Genomic DNA, 20,523 nt, shown 5'->3' on the forward strand with positions numbered 1-20,523 from the left:
TAACCAAATAGCCGGGATCTGTAGTGAAATACCGCGACCTTAGAGACTTCCTCGCTCAACTCGAACGCATGGGCGAGCTCAAACGCATCGCCGCGCCGGTCTCGACGCGCCTGGAAATGACCGAGATTTCCGACCGCGTGCTGCGCGCCGAGGGCCCCGCCCTGCTGTTCGAGAAAGCGCAGCACGACGGCAAGCCGGCCGGGATGCCGGTGCTGGCCAACCTGTTCGGCACGCCCTCGCGGGTGGCGCGCGGCATGGGCGCCGACGACGTCAGCGCGCTGCGCGACATCGGCGAACTGCTGGCCTCGCTGCGCGAGCCCGAAGCGCCCAAGGGCCTGCGCGACGCGCTGGCCAAGGTGTCGATGCTGAAGTCGGCGCTGTGGGACATGAGCCCCAAGAACGTCAAGAGCCCGGCCTGCCAGGAGATCGTCTGGGAAGGCAAGGACGTGGACCTGACGCGCCTGCCGATCCAGACCTGCTGGCCGGGCGACGTGGCGCCGCTGTTGACCTGGGGCCTGGTGATCACGCGCGGCCCCAACGCCCGCCGCCAGAACCTGGGTATCTACCGCCAGCAGTTGCTGGGCCCGAACAAGCTCATCATGCGCTGGCTCTCGCACCGCGGCGGCGCGCTCGATTTCCGCGACCACGCGTTGGCGCATCCTGGCACGCCCTTCCCCATCGCCGTGGCGCTGGGCGCCGACCCGGCCACCACGCTGGGCGCGGTCACGCCGGTGCCGGACAGCCTGTCCGAATACCAGTTCGCCGGCCTGCTGCGCGGCTCGCGCACCGAGGTGGCGCAGGCGCTGGGCAGCAACCTGTCGGTGCCAGCCTGGGCCGAGATCGTGCTGGAAGGCCACCTGCTGCCGTCATCCGACCCGCGCGCGATAGCGCCGGCGGTGCCCGACGGCGTCAACCCGCCGCCCAACAGCGACTACGAGATGGCGCTGGAAGGCCCCTACGGCGACCACACCGGTTACTACAACGAGCAGGACTGGTTCCCGGTGTTCACGGTCGAGCGCATCACCATGCGCCGCAATCCCATCTATCACTCCACCTACACCGGCAAGCCGCCCGATGAACCCGCGGTGCTGGGCGTGGCGCTCAACGAGGTGTTCGTGCCGCTGCTGCGGCGCCAACTGCCCGAGATCGTCGACTTCTACCTGCCGCCCGAGGGCTGCAGCTACCGCCTGGCGGTGGTGTCGATCCGCAAGCAGTACGCGGGCCACGCCAAGCGCGTCATGTTCGGGCTGTGGAGCATCCTGCGCCAGTTCATGTACACCAAGTTCATCGTGGTGGTCGACGAGGACATCAATCCGCGCGACTGGAAGGAAGTGGTGTGGGCCATGACCACCCGCATGGATCCGGTGCGCGACACGCTGCTGGTCGAGAACACGCCCATCGACTACCTGGACTTCGCCTCGCCGGTGTCCGGCCTGGGCGGCAAGATGGGCCTGGACGCCACCAACAAATGGCCGGGCGAAACCCAGCGCGAATGGGGCACGCCCATCACCATGGATGCCGACGTCAAGAAGCGGGTGGATGACATCTGGGGGCAATTGGGACTGTAGCCCGCGGTGGCGCGGCAAGCCGCCCCGGCCCATGAAAAAAACCCCGCCGGATACGGCGGGGTTTTTCATCTGGGCGGGCGCGCAGACCGGAATCAGCGGTCGTCGCGCGAATCGCGCCACAGCTTGAACAACTGCCAGCCCACCAGCGCGCCGCCAGCCAGCTTGAGCAGCTTGGACTTGCCGCCGCCGCGCATGAACATCGCCGACAGCGACGAGCTGATGATGGGATAGCGCCGCGCCAGGCCGATGGCCTGCATGGCCCAGCGCGAGGCGCCGCCGGACGCGAGACCCGGCACAAAGCTCTTGAGCAGCGCGGCCGGCTCGAGCCTGCGCCCCGTGGACACGATACCCTGGGCCAGCGACTCGCGCTCGATCGCGGCGCGGGCGCGCAGCAGCTCGATGCGCACGGCGCGGTCGACGGTGGGAGACCTTTTCGTCATGACAAGTCCTCCTGGCGCCGCTGCGCGCGGTCATCGTCCTGCGCGTCGCGCACCCGTTCGAGCAGCTCGGCGTCACGGCCCAGTTCTTCCAGCGTGGCCGCGAATGGCGGCGGCCCGTAGACCAGGCCATGGCGCACCACCAGCAGCAGCACCACGCCGACCACCAGGTACAAGGCCGCCAGCAGGCCCAGGGCCAGATAGCGGTCTTCGGTGGGCCAGAAGGCCACCGCGATCGTGATGGTGAACACCAGCACCGCCAGCGTCAGAAACAGCAAGGCGGCGAACGCCATGCCCAGCAGCTTGAGCAGGCGCGCCTTTTCGCCCGCCGCTTCCAATGCCAGCAGTTCCAGGCGCGTGCGCATCAGCCCGACCAGGCTGGACGCCACGCCAAATACAGATTTGCGTAGACCCATGGCCAAAGGACGCCGGGCGGGCGAGCCGGCCAGAGGCCGGCGCCGCCCGCCCGGAAGTCCTGCCTTGTCAGCGGCGGCTGATCAGCAAGCCGAGCAGCAGGCCGGTCACGCCTGCGATGCCGATGGCTTGCCAGGGATTGTCGTGCACGTAGTCATCGGTGGCGCGCGCCGCCTTGCGACCGCGTTCGAGCACCGCGTCCTGGGCTTCGTACAGGGCTTCGCGGGTGCGCTTGAGCGAGGTCATGGCCCGTTCGCGCAGTTCGGCGGCCTTGTCGCCGGTGCTGCTGGCGGCTTCGCGCAACAGGCTTTCAGCGTCATTCAGGCTGGTCTTGACACTGTCGATCAGTTTTTCTTTTGCGACGTCTTCGGATTTTCTCGTGGCCATTTTTTGAGCTCCTGTAGTGTGTCTATGACAAAACCATCATACCAGCCGCTCCGCAAGGGTCCAGGCCGGCTTGCTACCGTGTGCTACTTGATTTGCGTAATCTCAACGGCGGACTTCACGCCGCCCTGGTCGATATCCTGCTTCATGACCAGGTTGACCGCCGGGCAGTACCAGTCGGTGACGGTGGTGTTCATGCCGGGAATCGGGATGGTCAACCCCTGGAAGGTGGCCATGGTGGGATCGGAATTGCGCGTGTAGGTGACGGGATGGCAGGCCTGCTGGCCCAGCGCGGTGCCGATGCTGGTGGAGCGGCCGACGGTCTTCTCGCCGATGCGCACCGTGGTGCTGGGCTGGCCGCCGACCGGCGCTTCCTTGCCGATCTTCAGGCGGAACGACGAGCCCGGCAGCTTCTGCCCGGGGTTGAGCTTGCCGTCGTAGGCGAACAGGCCGAGCATGCGCAGGTCGAACTGGCCCTCGGACGGCTGTGGCGCCTCGCCGGCGGAGGCGTACTTGAGGAAGGTGGCCTGGCCGCCCTTGACGGTCATCAGGTAATCGAGCTTGGACTTGCCCGGCGGCAGGCCCGCATAGCTGAAGCGGGCCACGCCCTGCACGCGGGCGCGGCAGTTGTCGCCATTGCTTTTCGTAACCTCGGTGAAGGCCAGGTCGGCGCCCAGGGCGATATTGCCCGAGCCGGTCAGTTGCACCGCGCCGCCCTCGTGCATGAACTTCGCGTCGCAGACACCGGCCTGCGCCACGCCGGCCGCGCCCAGCGCGCCGGTCACCAAAACCAGGGATGCCAATTTTCGCAATGCCACAAGCCACTCCAGAAATCCAGGACACGCCGGCGCTGCGCGCCCGGCTGGCTTGATACTACACCGGTTGGCAAATCACACGCATGACGGAACGTGTCAGCCGCGCGACGGACGCGTTGCCGCGCCGGCCGGCGGGCGTCGGCTCCCCGCGTCAGGCCACGGCGCGCGCCCCCGCCGCCACCGGCTCGTCCTCGGCATCGGGCAGCGCCGCCAACGCCACGGGCGCCGGCGTCCGTTCGGGATTGCCGTGACGCCGGTGCAGGAAGTCCACCACGGCGGCGCGGCACGACAGGTAGACCGGATCATTGGCCAGCCGCACCCGGTCGCGCGGCCGCGCCAGCGGGACCGGCAGGATCTCGCCGATGGTCGCGGCCGGCCCATTGGTCAGCATGACGATGCGGTCGGACAACAGCACGGCCTCGTCCACGTCGTGCGTGACCATGATGGTGGTGGTGCGGGTCTTGGCGACGATCTTGAGCAATTCGTCCTGCAGGTGCGCGCGGGTCAGCGCGTCGAGCGCGCCGAACGGCTCGTCCATCAGCAGCACGCCCGGCTCGATCGCCAGCGCGCGGGCGATGCCGACGCGCTGCTTCATGCCGCCGGAGATCTCGCGCGGCAGTTTGTTCTGCGCCGGCAGCAGGCCGACAAGATCGAGCGCGGCGCGGGTGCGCTCGGCCAGTTGGGCGCGCCTTTCCGACGCGCCGAAAACCCGTTCCACCGCCAGGTGCACGTTCTGGAAGCAGGTCAGCCAGGGCAGCAGCGAGTGGTTCTGGAACACCACGGCGCGATCCGGGCCGGGCCCGGTGATTTCGCGCTCGGCGCACAGCAGCACGCCGCTGGTCGGGCGGGTCAGGCCGGCGATCAGGTTCAGCAGGGTGGACTTGCCGCAGCCGGAATGGCCGATCAGGGTGATGAACTCGCCCTGCTCCACCGTCAGGTCGATGTCGCGCAGCGCGACGAAGGCGCCCTTGCGGGTGGCGAAGGTCTGGCCCACGCGCTCGATGCGTACGAATTTCTTCATGGCGCTACTCCTCGGTGTAGGTGAAGCGGCGGGCCAGCGCGACCAGCAGCGTTTCCAGGATCAGCCCGACGATGCCGATCACGAAAATGGCGATGACGATGTGCTCGACCTTCAGGTTGTTCCACTCGTCCCATAGCCAGAAGCCGATGCCGGTGCCGCCGGTCAGCATCTCGGCCGCGACGATCACCAGCCAGGCGGTGCCGATGGACAGCCGCACGCCGGTCAGCATGTAGGGCAGCACGGCCGGCAGCAGCACCTTGGTGGTGACCTTCCATTCGGACAGGTTCAACACCCGCGCCACGTTCAGGTAGTCCTGCGGCACGCGCGACACGCCGACCGCCGTGTTGATGATCATGGGCCAGATCGAACAGATGAAAATGGCCCAGATCGCGGCCGGGTTGGCGGCCTTGAACAGCAGCAGCCCCAACGGCAGCCACGCCAGCGGCGACACCGGCCGCAGCAGGCTGACGATGGGCGAGAACATCGCCCGCACCGGCGCGTAGCGGCCGATGGCGAAACCGATCGGTATCCCCACCAGCGCGGCCAGGCCGAAGCCGATGCCGACCCGCTGCAGCGAGGCCAGAAGGTTCCAGCCGATGCCCTTGTCGTTGGGGCCGTTGTCGTAGAACGGGTCCGAGAACAGTTCCACCGCCGCGCGCCACGTCACGCCCGGTGTGGGAATCTCCGGGATGCGCATGGCGACCACCTGCCACACCAGCACGAACAGCGCGAAACCGGCCACCGGGCCGACCACGGCGCGCAACGCCGCTTCCAGCCGTTCGCGCCAGGCATCGGTCCAGGGGGCGGCCCGCGGCGCCGGGGCGGGGGTGGCGGACACGGGCGCGGCCCGCTCCATACTCGTTACGGTAGACATCGCGAGCTTCTCCTATGCGTGGCGGCGCTCAGGCCTTGACCTTGAAACCATCGGCGTAGGCCGCCGGGTTGCTGCCGTCCCAGACCACGCCGTCGACCAGTTTGGAACTGCGCATCTCGCTGCCTGGCACGGCGAGGCCGGCGGCCTGCGCGGCCTGCTTGTAGATGTCGATGCGGTTGACCTGGCGCGCGACGGCCAGGTAGTCGGGATGCTCCTTGAGCAGGCCCCAGCGCTTGTGCTGGGTCAGGAACCACATGCCGTCGCTCAGGTAGGGGAAGTTGGCCGCGCCGTCGCCCGAGAAGCGCATCGCGTGCGCGTCGCTCCAACGCTTGCCCAGGCCGTCGTCGTACTGGCCCAGCATGCGGTCGATGATGCCGCTGGCGTCGGTGTTGACGTACGACTTGGCGGCGATGGTCTCGGCGGTCTTGCGGCGGTTTTCGGGCGAGGCGTCGATCCACTTGCCCGCCTCCAGAATGGCGGCGGTGACGGCGCGCGCGGTGTTCGGATTGCGCGCCACGAAGTCGGCGCTGGTGCCCAGCACCTTTTCGGGATGGTCGGTCCAGATGGCCTGGGTGGTCACGGCGGTGAAGCCGATCTTGTCGAGGATGGCGCGCGCGCCCCACGGCTCGCCCACGCAGAAGCCGTCCATGTTGCCCACCCGCATGTTGGCCACCATCTGCGGCGGCGGCACGGTGATGACCTTGGCGTCCTTCATCGGGTCGATGCCGTAGGCGGCCAGCCAGTAGTACAGCCACATGGCGTGGGTGCCGGTCGGGAAGGTCTGGGCGAAGGTGTATTCGCGCTTCTCGGAGGCCATCACCCTGGCGAGCGATTCGCCGTCACGCGCGCCGGCCTGCAGCAGCTTGTTGGACAGGGTGATGGCCTGCCCGTTCTGGTTCAGGCTCATCAGCACGGCCATGTCCTTCTTCGGCCCGCCCACGCCCAGTTGCACGCCATAGATCAGGCCGTAGAGCACGTGGGCCATGTCCAGTTCGCCGTTGAGCAGCTTGTCGCGCACGGCGGCCCAGGACGCTTCCTTGGACGGCGTGATGGTGACGCCGTACTTCTTGTCGATGCCCAGCACCGAGGCCATCACCACCGAGGCGCAGTCGGTCAGCGGAATGAAGCCGATCTTGACCTCGGCCTTCTCGGGCGCGTCGCTGCCCGCGGCCCAGGCGCCGGCGCGCACCAGCGGGTCGACCAGCGACAGCAGGCCGGCGCCGGCCACGGCGCGCGCGGTGCCGGCCAGCCACTTGCGGCGGCTGGCGTCGGTGGTCGAATCCGGCCCCGTGGCGGCGGGAAGGCGGGGTTTCACTGGCGTCATACGAGGCTCCTGGCAAAAAAAAACGTCCCGCGCGCCGATCGGGGACAACCCGTTGGCGCTGCGGAACGTCGTTGTTCCCTGCCGCGGATCGCGGCGCTTGGCGTGGCCGGACCGCGCGCGGACCGTCCATCAACGGTTAAGCAATCGGCGTGCCAAGTGGCCGGGCGCGCTCGTCGCGGCCGGCGCGCACCCGCGCGCCCATTGGGTTTGCGGCGATCCGCAAGGCGGGCCGGGGCGCCCCGCTCCGATGATGGCCGGCGCGCCTGGCGATCCAACTTGGTGCGCAAACGAATGCGGCAACGCACCATCGATGTGCGGACGGCGCCGGCGACCTCGAATCCGGCGGCTTGCCCGCGCCCCGTCTCCCCTGCGGCCCCGCCTCCTCGCCCAGGCGGCCGCCGCCGGATGCGCGGCTTTCCTGGCTTGGCCAAGGCCGCTGCGCGGGCATGGAACTTGCATGGGTTGAGCCGGCGCGCCCCGCAAGCGGCCCGCGCCAAATAAGTTGTGGCTATATGGATTCAAGAAATCAGAAGTTGTGGGGATGAGACCCGGTCCCTATGATCGTTTGACCTACTGCCGGGTGCGCCCGAGGCCGCGTAATGAAGCTTTTCCCGATTTTTGCCGATCTGAAGGACCGGCCCGTGCTGGTCGTGGGCGGCGGCGCGGTGGCCGAGCGCAAGACGCTCGCCCTGCTCGAAGCCCATGCCGATGTCGCCGTGGGCGCGCCCGAGCTGACGCCGGCGCTGGCGGACCTGCTGGCGGCGGGCCGCATCCGCCACCTGGCGGGCCGCTTCGACCCCGCCTGGCTCGACGGCGCGTGGCTGGCGGTGGCCGCCACTGACGACCGCGGCGTCAACGCGGCGGTCTCCGACGCCGCGCGGGCGCGCCGCATCTTCAGCAACGTGGTGGACGATCCCGAGCTGTCGTCGTTCCAGGTGCCCTCCATCGTCGACCGCTCGCCGGTCATCGTGGCCATTTCCTCGTCCGGCGTGGCGCCGGTGCTGGCGCGGCGCCTGCGCGAACGCATCGAATCCCTGTTCGACCACAGCCTGGGCCGCCTGGCGGGCCTGGCGGAACGCTATCGCGCGCGCATCCGCGCCGGCCACCCCGACCTGGGCGCGCGCCGCCGTTTCTATGACTGGCTGCTGGACGGGCCGGTGGCCGGCCTGCTGCGCCAACAACGTCCCGAGGCCGCGCAAGCCGCGCTGGAAGCCGCCCTGGCCCAGCCGCTGGCGCCGGCCGAAGGCAGCGTGGTGCTGGTCGGCGCCGGCCCTGGCGATCCGGGCCTGCTGACGCTGAAGGCGCTGCGCGCGCTGAACGAGGCCGACGTGATCCTGTACGACCGGCTGGTCAGCGACGACATCATGTCGCTGGCGCGCCGCGACGCCGAACGCATTGCGGTGGGCAAGCTGCCGGGCGAGGACCATCACGCCACCCAGGCGCGCATCCACGCCCTGCTGGTCGAACACGCCCGCCTGGGCCGCCGCGTGGTGCGGCTCAAGGGCGGCGACGCCTTCATCTTCGGCCGCGGCGGCGAGGAACTGGAACACCTGCGCACGCATGGCGTGCGTTATGAGGTGGTGCCCGGCATCACCGCCGCGCTGGCCTGTGCCGCCTACGCCGGCATCCCGCTGACGCATCGCGAGCACGCGCAATCGGTGCGCCTGGTGACCGCGCACTGCCGCGAAGACGAGGACAACCTGGACTGGCCGGCGCTGGCGCGCGAACGCCAGACGCTGGCGTTCTACATGGGCGTGGGCCAATTGGAACTGCTGACGCAGCGCCTGATCCGCCATGGCCGCGCCGCGATTACGCCGTTCGCGCTGATCGAGAACGGCAGCCGGCCCGAGCAGCGGGTGCTGTCGGGCACGCTGGAAGACCTGCCGCGTCTGGCGCGGGCGCACGCCATCCGCTCCCCCGCCCTGCTGATCGTGGGCGAGGTGGCGGGACTGGCGCAATCATTGCATTGGTTCGGCGAGCACCTGGAAGGCGCGCCGCAAAGACTGGCGGCGTAGCGGCCGGCGACGGCTGCCACAGGCGCCCGGCCCCGCCGCCCGGGAGGACTCAGTCGGTCTTCTGGGTGGTGCCGAAGATGCGGTCGCCGGCATCGCCCAGGCCCGGCATGATGTAGCCATGCTCGTTCAGGCCGTCGTCGATGGACGCGGTGTAGATATGCACATCCGGGTGCTTGGACAGCACCGCGTCGATGCCGACCGGCGCGGCCACCAGCACCAGCGCGCGAATTTCCTTGCAGCCGGCGCGCTTGAGCAGGTCGATCGCGGCGACCATGGAACCGCCAGTGGCCAGCATCGGGTCGACGATCAGCGCCAGGCGCTGGTCCAGTTCGCCCACCAGGCGTTCCAGGTAGGTGTGGGCTTCGAGGGTCTCTTCGTTGCGGGCCACGCCCACCACGCTGACCTTGGCGCCCGGGATCAGGCTGAGCACGCCGTCCAGCATGCCAATGCCGGCGCGCAGGATGGGCACCACGGTGACCTTCTTGCCGGCGATCTTCTCGACCTGCACGGGGCCGCACCAGCCTTCGACGGTGGCGGGCGCGAGCGGCAGGTCCTTGGACGCTTCGTAGGTGAGCAGCGCGCCCACTTCCTGCGACAGTTCACGGAAGCTCTTGGTACTGAGGTCGGCGCGGCGCATGATCCCGAGCTTGTGGCGGATCAGCGGGTGGCGGATTTCGTGCACGGGCATGTGCGTAAATCTCCAGGATTATTGATAGGCAGGGTTGGTTCGCCTCAGGCGCCGCCGCAAACATGGCGCGCGCCCGAGAATCGTAATCGGTTTACCGGGTGGATGCAGGGGGCCGCGTCAACCTTATTGTTCGGCCAGCCAGGCGATCAGGGCGTCGTCGAAGGCCCGCACGGCGCCGGCCTGCTCGTGGTTGACGATGCTGACCACCACGTAGCGCTTGCCGCTGGCGCCCAGCACGTAGCCGGCGATCGCGCGCACGTCGCGCAGCGACCCGGTCTTCAGGTGGGCCATGCCGAGGGTGCCGTCGCCCTTCATGCGGCGGCGCACCGTGCCGTCGACGCCGGCGATCGCGAGGGATGAAATGTACTCCGGCATGACGGGGGAATTCCAGGCCAGGGTCAGCATCGAGGCCAGGCTGTCGGCCGACACCCGCGCATCGCGCGACAGGCCGGCGCCGTTGTCGATCACCAGTTCGGGCATGTCCAGGCCCTGGCGGGCCAGCAGGTCCTTGGCCACGCTGCCACTGCTGGCCACGGTGGCCGGCCGGCGGCCCTTTTCCGCGCCCAGGGTCAGCAGCAGCGTGCGCGCCATGACGTTGTTGCTGCGCTTGTTGATCTGGCGGATGACCTCGGCCAGCGTCGGCGAATCGTGCGAGGCCAGCACCACGGCGTCGCCCGGCACCATGCCGGCGCGCACCTGGCCCTTGAAGGTGCCGCCCAGCTCCTTCCACAACAGGCGGAACAGCTCGGTGGCGTAGTCGGTCTGCGACAGCGCCAGCCGGTACAGGTCGAATTCGCCGCAGGAACCGGCCACCTTGCCGCTGACGCGCAGGGTCACGCCCTGCTGGGTGATGACCGGGTCGGTGTTGACGACGGGCGCGCCCGGGCAGCGGGCGTCGCTCCATTCGACCCGGCCCTCGATCTTCAGGCCGGGCAGCGGCGGGTCGATCAGCGGCACCCACTTGTTGGCGGCCGGATCGGGGGTGAACAGGATGCGCACGGCGCCAAAGCCCACCATCAGGGCATCGGGGCTGGCGTTGTAGGCGCGGTCCGGCGCGCCGTCGAAGGCGCCGGGGTCGGTCGCAACCTGGCCGAAGATGCTGCGGTCGATCACCAGGTCGTTGATCTGCTTGACGCCGCGCAGGCGCAGTTCGCGCAGCAGCACCCACAGGTCCTGCATCAGGAATTGCGGATCGCCGCCGGCGCGCAGGTAGAGCGGCCCGGGCAGCACGCCCTTGGCGTCGGGCCGGGCGCCCGGCTCGGTCATGAAGGCGGTGCGCCAGACGTAGTTGGGGCCCAGCTCGGACAGCGCCGCCCAGGTGGTGACCAGCTTCATCACCGACGCCGGGTTGCGCGCTTCCTTGGCGTTCAGGGCCGCCAGCCGCGGGCCGCCGACCTCCTGCACCACCAGCGACAGCGAACTGTCGGGCAGCTTGCTGGCCTTCCAGGCGTTGACCACGCTGGGCGGCAGCCCCGGCACCTGGGCGCAGGCGGCACTGGCGGCCAGGGCCAGCAGTCCGCCGGCCAGCCATTGCCACGGCCCGCCCACCCGCTTTTTCCCTAGTCCCGTCATGCCCTGTCCACCCGGTTGCTCGTGCTGCAAAACCGTGAGCATACAAAACCTGGGACGGTTGCGGGCGGCGGCGCGCGCCGAAAGCGCGCCAGCCGCCCTCGCGAGGTGACTACTGTTGCAGTTTCCACTTGCCGCCGGCCACGGTGGCCATGACCAGCGCGCGCTCGTCCAGGCCGTTGTGGTCGGTCGGGCTCATGTTGACCACGCCGGTGGCGGTCGGCAGGTTCTTGACGTTCTCCAGGGCATCGCGCAGCGCCGCGCGGAATTCCGCGGTGCCGGGCTTGGCTTTCTTGAGCGCCACCGGCACGGCCTGCTGCAGCAGCAGGCCGACGTCCCAGGTGTAGGCGGCGAACAGCGACACGCTGCCCGGACCGTTGGCGGCCTCGTACTTTTTGGCGAAGGCCTGGGCCGTGGCCTTGACCGGATGGGTGTCCGGCAGCAGGTCGGCCACCATCACCGGCCCCACCGGCACCCAGGCGCCGTCGCAGGCGGCGCCACAGACGCGCAGGAAATCGTTGTTGGCCACCCCGTGGTTGAAGTAGATCTTGCCCTTGAAGCCGCGTTCGCGCAGCGCCCTCGCCGGCATCGCCGCCGGCGTGCCGGAGGCGCCCACCACCACCGCGTCCGGAGCGGCGCCGACCAGTTTCAGCGTCTGCGCCACCGCCGAGGTGTCGGTGGGCGCGAAGCTTTCCTTGCCGACGATCTCGATGCCGTGTTGCCTGGCGGCCTTTTCCACTTCCACCCAGAAAGTCTCGCCCAGGGCGTTGTTGAAGCCGATGAAGGCCAGCTTCCTGACGCCGTTGGCGGCGGCGTGGCGGGCGATGCCCTCGGCCATCAGGGAATCGGAATGCGGCGTCTTGAAGACCCAGCGGCGCTTGTCGTCCACCGGATCGATCAGGCGCGCCGACGAGGCCAGCGTGATCACCGGCGTGGCGCCGCTGGCCACCGTGTCCAGCATGGCCATGGTATTGGGGGTGGTGGAGGAGCCGATGATGAGGTCAGCCTGGTTTTCCGAGATCAGCTTGTGCGAATTGCTGACCGCGCGGGTGGTGTCGGAGGCATCGTCCAGCACCACGTATTCGACCTTGACGCCGCCGATCTCGGTGGGCAACAGGCTGATGGTGTTGCGTTCGGGAATGCCCAGCGAGGCCTGGGGGCCGGTGGTGGACAGGGTGGCGCCGATCTTCACCTGCGCCAGCGCGGGCGCGGCGCCCGCGACCAGCAGGGCCGCCAACGCGGCCGTCAGAGTGCTACGAGGGGTCATGCGGTATCTCCTTTGGGGCGCGGATATCGTTATGCGTCTTGCCGATCCGCTACGGCGTGGAAAGCGTTATACGACGGGATCCCCCAGGTGCGACAGGAATGACCCATCATGGAAAACCAGGGCGCCGCCAGGGTCGTCCGGGGTGTGCAGGCGGCGCACCTCGCCGATCAGCAGGGCATGGTCGCCCACCTCCAGCACCTGGCGGGTGGCGCACTCGAAGCGGGCGGCGCACTCGTCGAACACGGGAATGCCGTCCTCGGTGGCGTACCAGTCCAGTCCGGCGTAGCGGTCGGCCACCGGCTGCGAGAACACCCGCGCCAGGTCGCGCTGCGGCGCCCCCAGCACATGGATGGCGAAGCCGCCGCGGGTGGTGAAGTCGGCATAGTGGAGGCTGGCGCGGCGCAGGCTCCACAGCACCAGCGGCGGCTCCAGCGAGACGGGCGCGAAGGAGTTGACCGTGAGGCCGATCGGCCCGTCGGCGCCGGCGGCGGTCACCACCGTGACGCCGGTGGCGTAGCGCCCCAGCGCCCGGCGCAGACGAAGTGGGCTGAGATCGTCACTGGCAGGCATGGAGGCTTCCCCGCGGCCGCCGCTCAGGCGGGCACCGTGCTGGCCGGGCGCACGCCCGACAGCGGCAGGGCCTCGGCCATCAGCCGCTGCATCGATTCCAGCACCCGGTCCTGCGGCATCAGGCCGAAGTTGTGCAGGCTCATGACGTGGTCCAGGCCCATGTCGGCCAGCCGCGCGAGCTTGTCGGCCACGGTGCGGGCCGAGCCGAACAGCGACAGGCCGCTGGCGATGATGTCGTCGTACACCTGCTTGCGCGCATACAGCCGCGTGTCCACATACAGGTCGAAGGCGCGGGCGGCGCGCTCGCGGGCCTCGTCGTCGGTCGCGGCCACGTGGGTGTGCAGCGCCACCGCAGCCATGCCGGTGGCATCCTCGATGCCGGCCTCGGCCAGGCCGCGGCGGTAGTCCTGCATCATCAGGCCGATCTCTTCGAAGTTGTCCACCGCCGCGTAGGGCACGAACAGCATGCGGCGGCCCTGGCGGCCGACGTGGTAGGCGGCCTCGCGGCGCAGGATCGCCACGTACACCGGCACCGGCTGCTGCACCGGCTGCACGTTCAGGCGCACCGCGTGGATGCGGTTGAACTTGCCTTCGTGGCTGACGCGCTCGCCGGCCAGCAGGCGCTCGACCAGCATCAGGTTCTGGTCGAAGCGCTCGCGCTTGGTGGCCGGATCGACGTCGTAGCCCTCGAACTCGTGCTTCAGGTAGCCCGACCCCACGCCCAGCGACAGCCTGCCTTGCGAAAGCTGGTCCACCAGGGCATAGTTTTCCGCCACCGTCAGCGGGTTGTGGAAGGTAAGGATGGAGATCGCGGTGCCCAGCCGCAGCCGCGTCGTCTGCTGCGACAGCGCCGCCAGAAACACCGCCGGATTCGGCACCGCGCCGTATTCATGGAAGTGGTGCTCGGCCACCCAGAAGGTGTCGTAGCCCAGTTGTTCGGCGCGGCGCGCCTGCTCCAGCACCTGGCCGTAGAGCTGGCCCAGGCTGCGGGGCTGGTCGGGGTAGTGGTCCTGCACCGAGAAGATGGACATCTTCATTGCTTGTCTCCGTCTTTGTCCGTCCGCGCCCCGGGCCGGTCATCCAGCCCGGATGTTTGTCTGCCACGGCACGCTGATGTATTTTTTAGTGATACACGTATTCTAATAAGAGACGAACTGATGTCAACAGAAAGCAGCACCGGGATCCAGTCCGCCGAAATCGCCCTGGACGTCCTGACCCGCCTGGCCGAGCTGGGCGGCGCCGTGTCGGTGTCGGAACTGGGCCGCAGCCTGGACATGCCGCGCGCCAAGGCGCACCGCTACCTGGTGTCGCTGGAACGGCGCGGCTACGTCGAACAGGATCCGGCCAGCGCCCGCTACCGGCTCGGACCGCAGGCCCTGCACACCGGACTGGCGGCGCTGGCGGAAGTGGATTTCGTCAAGCTGGCGGCCGGCTGCCTGGAAGACCTGAGCGCGGCCATCGGCCAGACCGTCTTCATCTCGGTCTGGGGCCAGCATGGCCCCACCATCGTGCAGTGGCGCGACGCGCGGCTGCCGGTCACGGTCAACGTGCGCGTGGGTTCGGTGCTGCCGCTGCTCAACAGCGCCACCGGGCGCGTCTTCGCGGCCTGGCTGCCGGAGGCGCTGGCGCTGCCGCGCGCGCTGGCCGAATGGGACACGGCGCGGCGCCAGGGCGGCGACGCCGCGGCGTTGCTGGACGATCCCGCCGCCGGCCTGCCGCTCGATCCGGCCGATCCCGCCGCCGCGCTGCGGGCGCGCTGGCAGGCCACGCGCCAGCGCGGCTACGCCAGCGTCAGCGGCCACCTGCTGCACGGCATCGACTCGGCCGCGCTGCCGGTGCTGGACGCTCAAGGCCAGTTGGCCGGCGCCATCACCGGGCTGGGACTGCACGGCGGCTTCGACCTGGCGCCGGACGGCGCGCCGCTGCGGGCCCTGATGGCGGCCGCGGCCGATTGCTCGCGCCGGCTCGGCTGGCGCGGCGGGCGCTAAGGCGCCGCGCCGGCCCCCGGGGGCGCACCTTCCCCTGGAAATCGCTCGTCCCCGTCCTGCCGTCCTCGCTGGCGCGGACGCCACCATCGCCGGCCGCCCCGCCCTTTTCGCCAGCCCCTTTACAATAGACAGTTGCCCAGAGCCGAGCCGACAGGTCCGGCTCGCTTTTTTGCCGCCGCCCCATCCGGCGGCCCGGCGGCCGGCCCAGGCCGCGCCCGCCCCTGATACCGATACCCGCGTGCAAGCCCTTACCGTTTCCGATTTCGACTACGAGCTGCCTCCCGAGCTCATCGCGCAGACGCCCGCCGCCCAGCGCACGGGCAGCCGCCTGCTGCACCTGGATGGCGCCAGCCAACTGCATGACCGCCAGTTCGCCGACCTGGAAAAACTGCTGCGCCCCGGCGACCTGCTGGTGTTCAACGACACCCGCGTCATCAAGGCGCGCCTGGCCGGCCACAAGATCACCGGCGGCAAGGTCGAGGTGCTGGTCGAGCGCATCACCGACACTGACCGCGCCCTGGCGCACGTGCGCGCCAGCAAGTCGCCCGGCGCCGGCATGGTGCTGCGGCTGGCCGACGCCTTCGACGCCACGGTGCTGGGCCGCGAGGGCGAGCTGTTCGACATCCGCTTCCCCGGGCCGGTGCTGGAGTTGCTGGACGCGCACGGCGCGACGCCGCTGCCGCCCTACATCACGCACGCCGCCGACGCCGGCGACGACGACCGCTACCAGACCGTCTACGCCCGCGAGCCGGGCGCCGTGGCGGCGCCGACCGCCGGCCTGCACTTCGACCAGCCCACCCTGGACCGCCTGGCGGCGCTGGGCGTGGAACGCGCCTTCGTCACGCTGCACGTGGGCGCCGGCACCTTCCAGCCGGTGCGCGTGGACAACCTGGCCGACCACGTCATGCACGCCGAATGGTTCACCGTGCCGCAGGCCACGGTGGACGCCATCGCCGCAACGCGCGCCCGCGGCGGCCGCGTGATCGCGGTCGGCACCACCAGCGTGCGCGCCCTGGAATCGGCCGCCGCCCAGACCGAGGGCCGCACCGCCCCCGGCCTGCCGCTGGCCGCCGCCCAAGGCGACACGCGCCTGTTCATCACCCCCGGCTACCAGTACCGTGTCATCGACGCGCTGGTCACCAACTTCCACCTGCCCCAGTCGACCCTGCTGATGCTGGTCTCGGCGCTGGCCGGCGTCGAGCCGATCCGCCGCGCCTACGCCCACGCCGTCGCCCAGCGCTACCGCTTTTTCAGCTACGGCGACGCCATGTTCATCGAATCCCCCGCCCCATGACCGGACTGAATTTCGAACTGCTCGCCACCGACGGCGGCGCCCGCCGCGGCCGCATCACGCTCAACCACGGCGTGGTGGAGACGCCCATCTTCATGCCCGTGGGCACCTACGGCAGCGTCAAGGCCATGATGCCGCACGAGCTCAAGGAGATCGGTTCGCAGATCGTGCTGGGCAACACCTTCCACCTGTGGCTGCGCCCGGGCACGGAGATCATGGAAAAGCATGGCGGCCTGCACGGCTTCATGCAGTGGGACAAGCCGATCCTGACCGACTCGGGCGGTTTCCAGGTGTTCAGCCTGCAGGGCATGCGCAAGATCACCGAGGAAGGCGTGAAGTTCGCCTCGCCCATCGACGGCGCCCGCCTGTTCCTGACGCCCGAGGAATCGATGCGCATCCAGCGCTCGCTGAACTCGGACATCGTCATGGTGTTCGACGAGTGCACGCCCTACGAGATCGACGGCCGCCCCGCGACCGTCGAGGAAGCGGCCCGCTCGATGCGCATGTCGCTGCGCTGGGCGCGCCGCTCGCGCGAGGAATTCGACCGGCTGCAGAACCCCAACGCGCTGTTCGGCATCGTGCAGGGCGGCATGTACGAATCGCTGCGCGACGAGTCCCTGGCCGGCCTGCAGGACATCGGTTTCCACGGCTACGCCATCGGCGGCCTGTCGGTGGGCGAGCCCAAGGAAGACATGATGCGCATCCTGGCGCACGTGACGCCCAAGCTGCCGGCCCAGGCGCCGCGCTACCTGATGGGCGTGGGCACGCCCGAAGACCTGGTCGAGGGCGTGAGCCGCGGCGTCGACATGTTCGACTGCGTCATGCCGACCCGCAACGCCCGCAACGGCTGGCTGTTCACCCGCTTCGGCGACGTCAAGATCCGCAACGCCAAGTACCGCGACGACACCCGCCCGCTGGACCCGAGCTGCGCCTGCCACACCTGCGCCAACTTCTCGCGCGCCTACCTGCATCACCTGCAGCGCGCCAACGAGATCACCGGCGCGCGCCTGAACACGCTGCACAACCTGCATTTTTACCTGACCATCATGAAGGAAATGCGGGAGGCCATCGCCGAGGGCCGCTTCGACGCCTGGCGCGCGCAGTTCGCGGCCGACCGGGCGCGCGGGGTGGAGTAGCGCGGGGGCGGGGCGGGTATGCGTTTCGTCTCAAAGCAGCGTTGCCGTGCGCAAGCAGTACCGCGTCACATAGGTAGCGGGCAGGCATCGATGACGGCGACTTGATGGGGGTTTGTCCGCTTTAGCCGCATTGGCGCTTTTGTCACCTTGACCATCGATATACGGTATTGGGCATTGTCCCGCTAGTCCTGCGGGCTTCTAAAGCATGCGGACGCAATGACCAAACGAAATCGAGGGTGGGTTTTCGCCGCGATGTTGACGGCGGCTTGCGTCTTGCCATTGTGGTGGTCTCTTCTCACACCACCGCCCCCGACTCGCGATGTGAAAGCGAAGTCCACGGCCGAGGTAGCAACACCCACCACGCAGACCCTCTTCTCGCCCCCCAATGGCGGCCGTGAAATCCGTTCGCTGAGCATTCATCCGAATGGCAGCGACTGGTTGTTCGTCGAGTGCGTTGAGCGGATTCATCAGCGTTGTGACGTGATGCGCTATCAGTTGACGACCGGCCGCTTGTATCGTTACGGATTGCCTGAAGGCTTTCGCTACACGTACGCACACTATTCGCCTCAAGGGCGCTACATCGTAATGTCACGTCGGAAGATTCCGGGTGACTCCGAAGACGAGGAGCGCCGTTCGCTGAATGAATCTGAGATTGCGCTGATGCCCAGCGAAGGCGGTGTGCTGACGATCATTCCGGCGGCGCAAGGAAACAAATTATCCCCTTTCATGTCTCTGGACGAGACGAGAATCGCATTCTGGCGCAGTGCGCGCTTGGTGCCACCCGGTCGGCGTGTGCGGCTCCTAGAGTTCGATCTCTGGGAATTTGACCTTTCAAGCGGCACGGAACGGCCTTTCTCGGGTTTGTTCAAGTTTGTCGAAGGGGGGCAGGCGCAGTACGTTTCGGGCGACGAAATTCTCCTCCAATCCTACGGCCCGTCTGGGCTCTTCGCCGATTACCACGATCGCTATGGGGGTAGCGAGATTTATCGAATGAGACGTGGAGACGACAAGGTGCCAGTCCCATGTGCCTTTGATGGAATCTCGCATGCTGAACTGCCGTCCCAGGACCGAACTGGCCATCTTTGCCTCCAGGGACAAACGCGTCGCCATGGCTTGAGTGTGATCCGCCTGTCCTCGCAAGGCGTGCGGCAAGGGTGGCAGTTAATGCCTGCGAATTCGGGGTCGATATTTGAGACTCGCGAATTGCTATGTGCGCCAGGCGGCGGCTATATCGCGACGATCTACATGGATCAGCCCTCCACTCGGGGCAACAGGCTTGGAGGAATGGCCATGCTGGATATCGGCACTACCACGTGGTCTGCGATCCAACTGCCTTCGTGGGCAGATGCAGAGATCATCCCTGTGACAGATTCATCCAGACTGGGCAATAACCAAGTGAAACCGTAGTGCTTGACGATTAGCGTGAACGAAGATGGCTTCCGAATATGGCGATATCAGGCTCCTCAACCCCCATTGGGATGAACTGGCCAGTCTTGTTCCCATATATGGCAATTGGTGCGGGCCCGATTGGTCCGCGGGGCAGCGCGGTGGAGAACTGAGTCGGGACGAGCTTGTTCGAGGAGCGGTGTTCAAACGCCCGGGAGTCGATGGAACCACGCAGGAAAGTCCCCTGGATGCGATGTGCAAGGACCACGATCTGGCCTATTTTGATGCCAAAGGTCAGCCGGACGAAGCCATGCAAAAGCTCAAGGCCGACGCAGCCCTGATGGCGAGGCTCTCTCAACTGGATCAGCAAAGCCTGCCGGAAGTTGAGCAGACCTATAGCAAACTGATGGCCTTCGCCTTTGCCGAGAAAATCTGGAATTTCGATCTTCCCGCCCTCGGCTACCAATTCGTGAAGAGTGTATTCGGCGACCTGATGGCATCCATCGAAATGGGATTTGGCGGTATCGACGGGCTTATCTACACAGATCAGTTCGGAACGACCATGAGTGGTTCAAGTTATCACGGGAACGTGATGGGCCTTGATCGTGAGGGGAATGACGAGTGCGTGTCGTATGTGCTGTTTACTTTGACCATCGCCGGAACCAACCGGCAGGGCGTGTCCGTGACTTACTACAAGGATGCCTATTCAGCGATCCACAGCATCACTTCTCTGCATGACGGCGCGGTTATTGCCGGAAGCGAAACGATAACTACAACCCTCGACGATGGTTCAGTGTTCGTGCAAGTTGGAGCATCCGCGCCAGTTACGATTCCCCCCTGGCCTGCTGGCGCTCTACCGCCGCCCGAGTTTACGGAAAAGATGCCCCCCGCTTCGGCTGCTAGCATCGCGCCGTGGCTCGGAGACGAATGGCCAATATTTCCCGGGGATTTCGGGCTGGTGGATGGCCCTGATTTTCCGACAAAGGCGATGGAACCATCGGGAGACGCCTCCACTCCCCGCTATTTCGCCGAGGTAGTGGAACCCGAAGGCCCAGGCGACTTAATGGGATTGCCATCGCCGTCTATCGTGGTCGAAGGGAATTCTGCGGACGAGTGGATCAACCCAAAATGGGATTCGTTCGATTGTGACAGGGCGGACTTAGATAAATATATGAGCTATTTTTGCGATAGCCTTCTCTGACGCACAACTCCTAGCGATCAAGATATCCAGCGTGCACGGGCACGACAGCGCGGGACAGGCTGGCAGTTGCGCCGCCTTCGTTTCAATATCGTCTTTCAGACGCTGGGCAGCGTCTGGATTGTCATCCGAGATGTAGTCGACTATGGCCAACAGATCGGCCCTGGCGACAGACGACCACTCAACTGCGGGCACGGCGCTTCCTGTCGATCAGCGCCTGGGCCTCGTCCATGACCTGCCGGTGCGGAACGGCCGGCCCGGTGTCGGCCAGGGCTTCCTGGACTTTGGCGCGGAACCACGCGTCGTGCGCCGGGGCATCGGTGGTCAACCCGGCGGGCAGGCCGCCCTCCTTGACCACCCGCGTGAGCAGGATGCGCACGGCGTCGGAAATCGTCAGGCCGAATTCGAACCGCGCATTTTGCATCCACCATACAGGGAGAACCCGAACAAGGACTTTTGTTTCGCGTTTCCGCCCTCATCACTGCGCACAGGACGAACTCTACGCCAGAACGGCCGCCCCGCCGCCGGGCCGCCCCAAGGCGGGGCAGCCCCCTCGGGGGGCAGCTAGCGCACGAAGT

At 67.8% G+C, this 20,523-nt stretch carries 21 protein-coding genes; 7 read left to right on the forward strand and 14 right to left on the reverse strand.

Annotation, left to right across the window (positions count from 1 at the left end):
* Positions 1-23 precede the first annotated feature (23 nt).
* Positions 24-1,568: a UbiD family decarboxylase gene (locus tag ACUDCK_RS22430; RefSeq protein ID WP_064528219.1), complete on the forward strand. Its 1,545-nt coding sequence runs from the start codon at positions 24-26 to the stop codon at positions 1,566-1,568.
* 92 nt (positions 1,569-1,660) lie between these two features.
* Here the strand turns inward: ACUDCK_RS22430 and ACUDCK_RS22435 are convergent, their stop codons facing one another.
* The 7 genes from ACUDCK_RS22435 to ACUDCK_RS22465 all read right to left on the reverse strand — a co-directional run bounded on the left by ACUDCK_RS22435 (position 1,661) and on the right by ACUDCK_RS22465 (position 6,837).
* On the reverse strand, positions 1,661-2,008 hold the full coding sequence (locus ACUDCK_RS22435) for a hypothetical protein (protein ID WP_064528217.1): 348 nt from the start codon (positions 2,006-2,008) through the stop codon (positions 1,661-1,663).
* Positions 2,005-2,421: a phage holin family protein gene (locus ACUDCK_RS22440; protein ID WP_054500996.1), complete on the reverse strand. Its 417-nt coding sequence runs from the start codon at positions 2,419-2,421 to the stop codon at positions 2,005-2,007. Before ACUDCK_RS22440 ends, ACUDCK_RS22435 begins: the two co-directional genes overlap by 4 nt.
* A 67-nt stretch (positions 2,422-2,488) precedes the next feature.
* Positions 2,489-2,806: a DUF883 family protein gene (locus tag ACUDCK_RS22445; RefSeq protein ID WP_054428548.1), complete on the reverse strand. Its 318-nt coding sequence runs from the start codon at positions 2,804-2,806 to the stop codon at positions 2,489-2,491.
* Between the two features lie 83 nt (positions 2,807-2,889).
* Positions 2,890-3,615: a hypothetical protein gene (locus tag ACUDCK_RS22450; protein WP_054500995.1), complete on the reverse strand. Its 726-nt coding sequence runs from the start codon at positions 3,613-3,615 to the stop codon at positions 2,890-2,892.
* 154 nt (positions 3,616-3,769) lie between these two features.
* Entirely contained in the window at positions 3,770-4,639 is an 870-nt protein-coding gene (locus tag ACUDCK_RS22455; protein ID WP_175167512.1) for an ABC transporter ATP-binding protein, read from the reverse strand.
* A 4-nt stretch (positions 4,640-4,643) separates the two neighbouring features.
* Positions 4,644-5,495 carry a nitrate ABC transporter permease gene (gene ntrB / locus ACUDCK_RS22460; protein ID WP_372414776.1) on the reverse strand — a complete coding sequence of 284 codons (852 nt, stop codon included), beginning with the start codon at positions 5,493-5,495 and terminating at the stop codon, positions 4,644-4,646.
* Between the two features lie 46 nt (positions 5,496-5,541).
* On the reverse strand, positions 5,542-6,837 hold the full coding sequence (locus tag ACUDCK_RS22465) for a CmpA/NrtA family ABC transporter substrate-binding protein (protein ID WP_155755617.1): 1,296 nt from the start codon (positions 6,835-6,837) through the stop codon (positions 5,542-5,544).
* Positions 6,838-7,436: 599 nt separating this feature from the next.
* Between ACUDCK_RS22465 and cysG the strand changes: the two genes are divergently transcribed.
* Positions 7,437-8,852 carry a siroheme synthase CysG gene (gene cysG, locus ACUDCK_RS22470; protein ID WP_175167511.1) on the forward strand — a complete coding sequence of 472 codons (1,416 nt, stop codon included), beginning with the start codon at positions 7,437-7,439 and terminating at the stop codon, positions 8,850-8,852.
* A gap of 49 nt (positions 8,853-8,901) precedes the next feature.
* On the opposite strand, the gene upp is transcribed toward cysG, so the two are convergent.
* The 5 genes from upp to ACUDCK_RS22495 all read right to left on the reverse strand — a co-directional run bounded on the left by upp (position 8,902) and on the right by ACUDCK_RS22495 (position 13,983).
* Positions 8,902-9,540 carry a uracil phosphoribosyltransferase gene (upp, locus tag ACUDCK_RS22475; RefSeq protein WP_020926674.1) on the reverse strand — a complete coding sequence of 213 codons (639 nt, stop codon included), beginning with the start codon at positions 9,538-9,540 and terminating at the stop codon, positions 8,902-8,904.
* A 123-nt stretch (positions 9,541-9,663) separates the two neighbouring features.
* Positions 9,664-11,112, reverse strand: coding sequence for a D-alanyl-D-alanine carboxypeptidase/D-alanyl-D-alanine endopeptidase (gene dacB, locus ACUDCK_RS22480; RefSeq protein WP_054500991.1), 1,449 nt, complete (start codon positions 11,110-11,112; stop codon positions 9,664-9,666).
* A 109-nt stretch (positions 11,113-11,221) separates the two neighbouring features.
* Positions 11,222-12,376: an ABC transporter substrate-binding protein gene (locus ACUDCK_RS22485; protein ID WP_054500990.1), complete on the reverse strand. Its 1,155-nt coding sequence runs from the start codon at positions 12,374-12,376 to the stop codon at positions 11,222-11,224.
* Positions 12,377-12,442: 66 nt separating this feature from the next.
* Complete coding sequence (locus tag ACUDCK_RS22490) at positions 12,443-12,946, reverse strand: flavin reductase family protein (RefSeq protein WP_054500989.1); 504 nt, start codon at positions 12,944-12,946, stop codon at positions 12,443-12,445.
* Positions 12,947-12,969: 23 nt separating this feature from the next.
* Entirely contained in the window at positions 12,970-13,983 is a 1,014-nt protein-coding gene (locus ACUDCK_RS22495; RefSeq protein WP_175167510.1) for an LLM class flavin-dependent oxidoreductase, read from the reverse strand.
* Between the two features lie 120 nt (positions 13,984-14,103).
* Between ACUDCK_RS22495 and ACUDCK_RS22500 the strand changes: the two genes are divergently transcribed.
* The 5 genes from ACUDCK_RS22500 (at position 14,104) to ACUDCK_RS22520 (ending at position 19,948) form a co-directional block, all read left to right on the forward strand.
* On the forward strand, positions 14,104-14,934 hold the full coding sequence (locus ACUDCK_RS22500) for an IclR family transcriptional regulator (protein WP_175167509.1): 831 nt from the start codon (positions 14,104-14,106) through the stop codon (positions 14,932-14,934).
* 238 nt (positions 14,935-15,172) lie between these two features.
* Positions 15,173-16,228, forward strand: a complete 1,056-nt coding sequence (gene queA / locus ACUDCK_RS22505; protein ID WP_006386645.1) for a tRNA preQ1(34) S-adenosylmethionine ribosyltransferase-isomerase QueA — start codon at positions 15,173-15,175, stop codon at positions 16,226-16,228.
* Complete coding sequence (gene tgt / locus ACUDCK_RS22510) at positions 16,225-17,361, forward strand: tRNA guanosine(34) transglycosylase Tgt (protein WP_175167508.1); 1,137 nt, start codon at positions 16,225-16,227, stop codon at positions 17,359-17,361. The genes queA and tgt overlap by 4 nt, the downstream gene beginning before the upstream one ends.
* Positions 17,362-17,577: 216 nt before the next feature.
* Positions 17,578-18,768, forward strand: coding sequence for a hypothetical protein (locus ACUDCK_RS22515; RefSeq protein WP_244976899.1), 1,191 nt, complete (start codon positions 17,578-17,580; stop codon positions 18,766-18,768).
* A 25-nt stretch (positions 18,769-18,793) separates the two neighbouring features.
* Entirely contained in the window at positions 18,794-19,948 is a 1,155-nt protein-coding gene (locus ACUDCK_RS22520) for a hypothetical protein (RefSeq protein ID WP_175167507.1), read from the forward strand.
* Here the strand turns inward: ACUDCK_RS22520 and ACUDCK_RS22525 are convergent.
* Complete coding sequence (locus ACUDCK_RS22525) at positions 19,907-20,140, reverse strand: type II toxin-antitoxin system RelE/ParE family toxin (RefSeq protein ID WP_231132849.1); 234 nt, start codon at positions 20,138-20,140, stop codon at positions 19,907-19,909. The genes ACUDCK_RS22520 and ACUDCK_RS22525 overlap by 42 nt on opposite strands.
* Complete coding sequence (locus ACUDCK_RS22530) at positions 20,127-20,369, reverse strand: antitoxin PaaA2 family protein (RefSeq protein WP_244976898.1); 243 nt, start codon at positions 20,367-20,369, stop codon at positions 20,127-20,129. The genes ACUDCK_RS22525 and ACUDCK_RS22530 overlap by 14 nt, the downstream gene beginning before the upstream one ends.
* Positions 20,370-20,523 lie beyond the last annotated feature (154 nt).

The organism is Achromobacter sp. CF-sbj1-Ac2-l (assembly GCF_052698165.1).

Excerpts from the sequence above, each read along its gene's own strand:
- cysG (WP_175167511.1), top strand. The coding sequence starts at position 7,437 with ATGAAGCTTTTCCCGATTTTTGCCGATCTGAAGGACCGGCCCGTGCTG.
- ACUDCK_RS22435 (WP_064528217.1), bottom strand. The coding sequence starts at position 2,008 with ATGACGAAAAGGTCTCCCACCGTCGACCGCGCCGTGCGCATCGAGCTG.
- ACUDCK_RS22520 (WP_175167507.1), top strand. The coding sequence starts at position 18,794 with ATGGCTTCCGAATATGGCGATATCAGGCTCCTCAACCCCCATTGGGAT.
- ACUDCK_RS22515 (WP_244976899.1), top strand. The coding sequence starts at position 17,578 with ATGACCAAACGAAATCGAGGGTGGGTTTTCGCCGCGATGTTGACGGCG.
- ACUDCK_RS22500 (WP_175167509.1), top strand. The coding sequence starts at position 14,104 with ATGTCAACAGAAAGCAGCACCGGGATCCAGTCCGCCGAAATCGCCCTG.
- dacB (WP_054500991.1), bottom strand. The coding sequence starts at position 11,112 with ATGACGGGACTAGGGAAAAAGCGGGTGGGCGGGCCGTGGCAATGGCTG.
- ACUDCK_RS22490 (WP_054500989.1), bottom strand. The coding sequence starts at position 12,946 with ATGCCTGCCAGTGACGATCTCAGCCCACTTCGTCTGCGCCGGGCGCTG.
- ACUDCK_RS22445 (WP_054428548.1), bottom strand. The coding sequence starts at position 2,806 with ATGGCCACGAGAAAATCCGAAGACGTCGCAAAAGAAAAACTGATCGAC.
- ACUDCK_RS22440 (WP_054500996.1), bottom strand. The coding sequence starts at position 2,421 with ATGGGTCTACGCAAATCTGTATTTGGCGTGGCGTCCAGCCTGGTCGGG.
- ACUDCK_RS22485 (WP_054500990.1), bottom strand. The coding sequence starts at position 12,376 with ATGACCCCTCGTAGCACTCTGACGGCCGCGTTGGCGGCCCTGCTGGTC.
- ACUDCK_RS22455 (WP_175167512.1), bottom strand. The coding sequence starts at position 4,639 with ATGAAGAAATTCGTACGCATCGAGCGCGTGGGCCAGACCTTCGCCACC.
- ACUDCK_RS22530 (WP_244976898.1), bottom strand. The coding sequence starts at position 20,369 with ATGCAAAATGCGCGGTTCGAATTCGGCCTGACGATTTCCGACGCCGTG.
- ntrB (WP_372414776.1), bottom strand. The coding sequence starts at position 5,495 with ATGGAGCGGGCCGCGCCCGTGTCCGCCACCCCCGCCCCGGCGCCGCGG.
- tgt (WP_175167508.1), top strand. The coding sequence starts at position 16,225 with ATGACCGGACTGAATTTCGAACTGCTCGCCACCGACGGCGGCGCCCGC.
- upp (WP_020926674.1), bottom strand. The coding sequence starts at position 9,540 with ATGCCCGTGCACGAAATCCGCCACCCGCTGATCCGCCACAAGCTCGGG.
- ACUDCK_RS22465 (WP_155755617.1), bottom strand. The coding sequence starts at position 6,837 with ATGACGCCAGTGAAACCCCGCCTTCCCGCCGCCACGGGGCCGGATTCG.
- ACUDCK_RS22495 (WP_175167510.1), bottom strand. The coding sequence starts at position 13,983 with ATGAAGATGTCCATCTTCTCGGTGCAGGACCACTACCCCGACCAGCCC.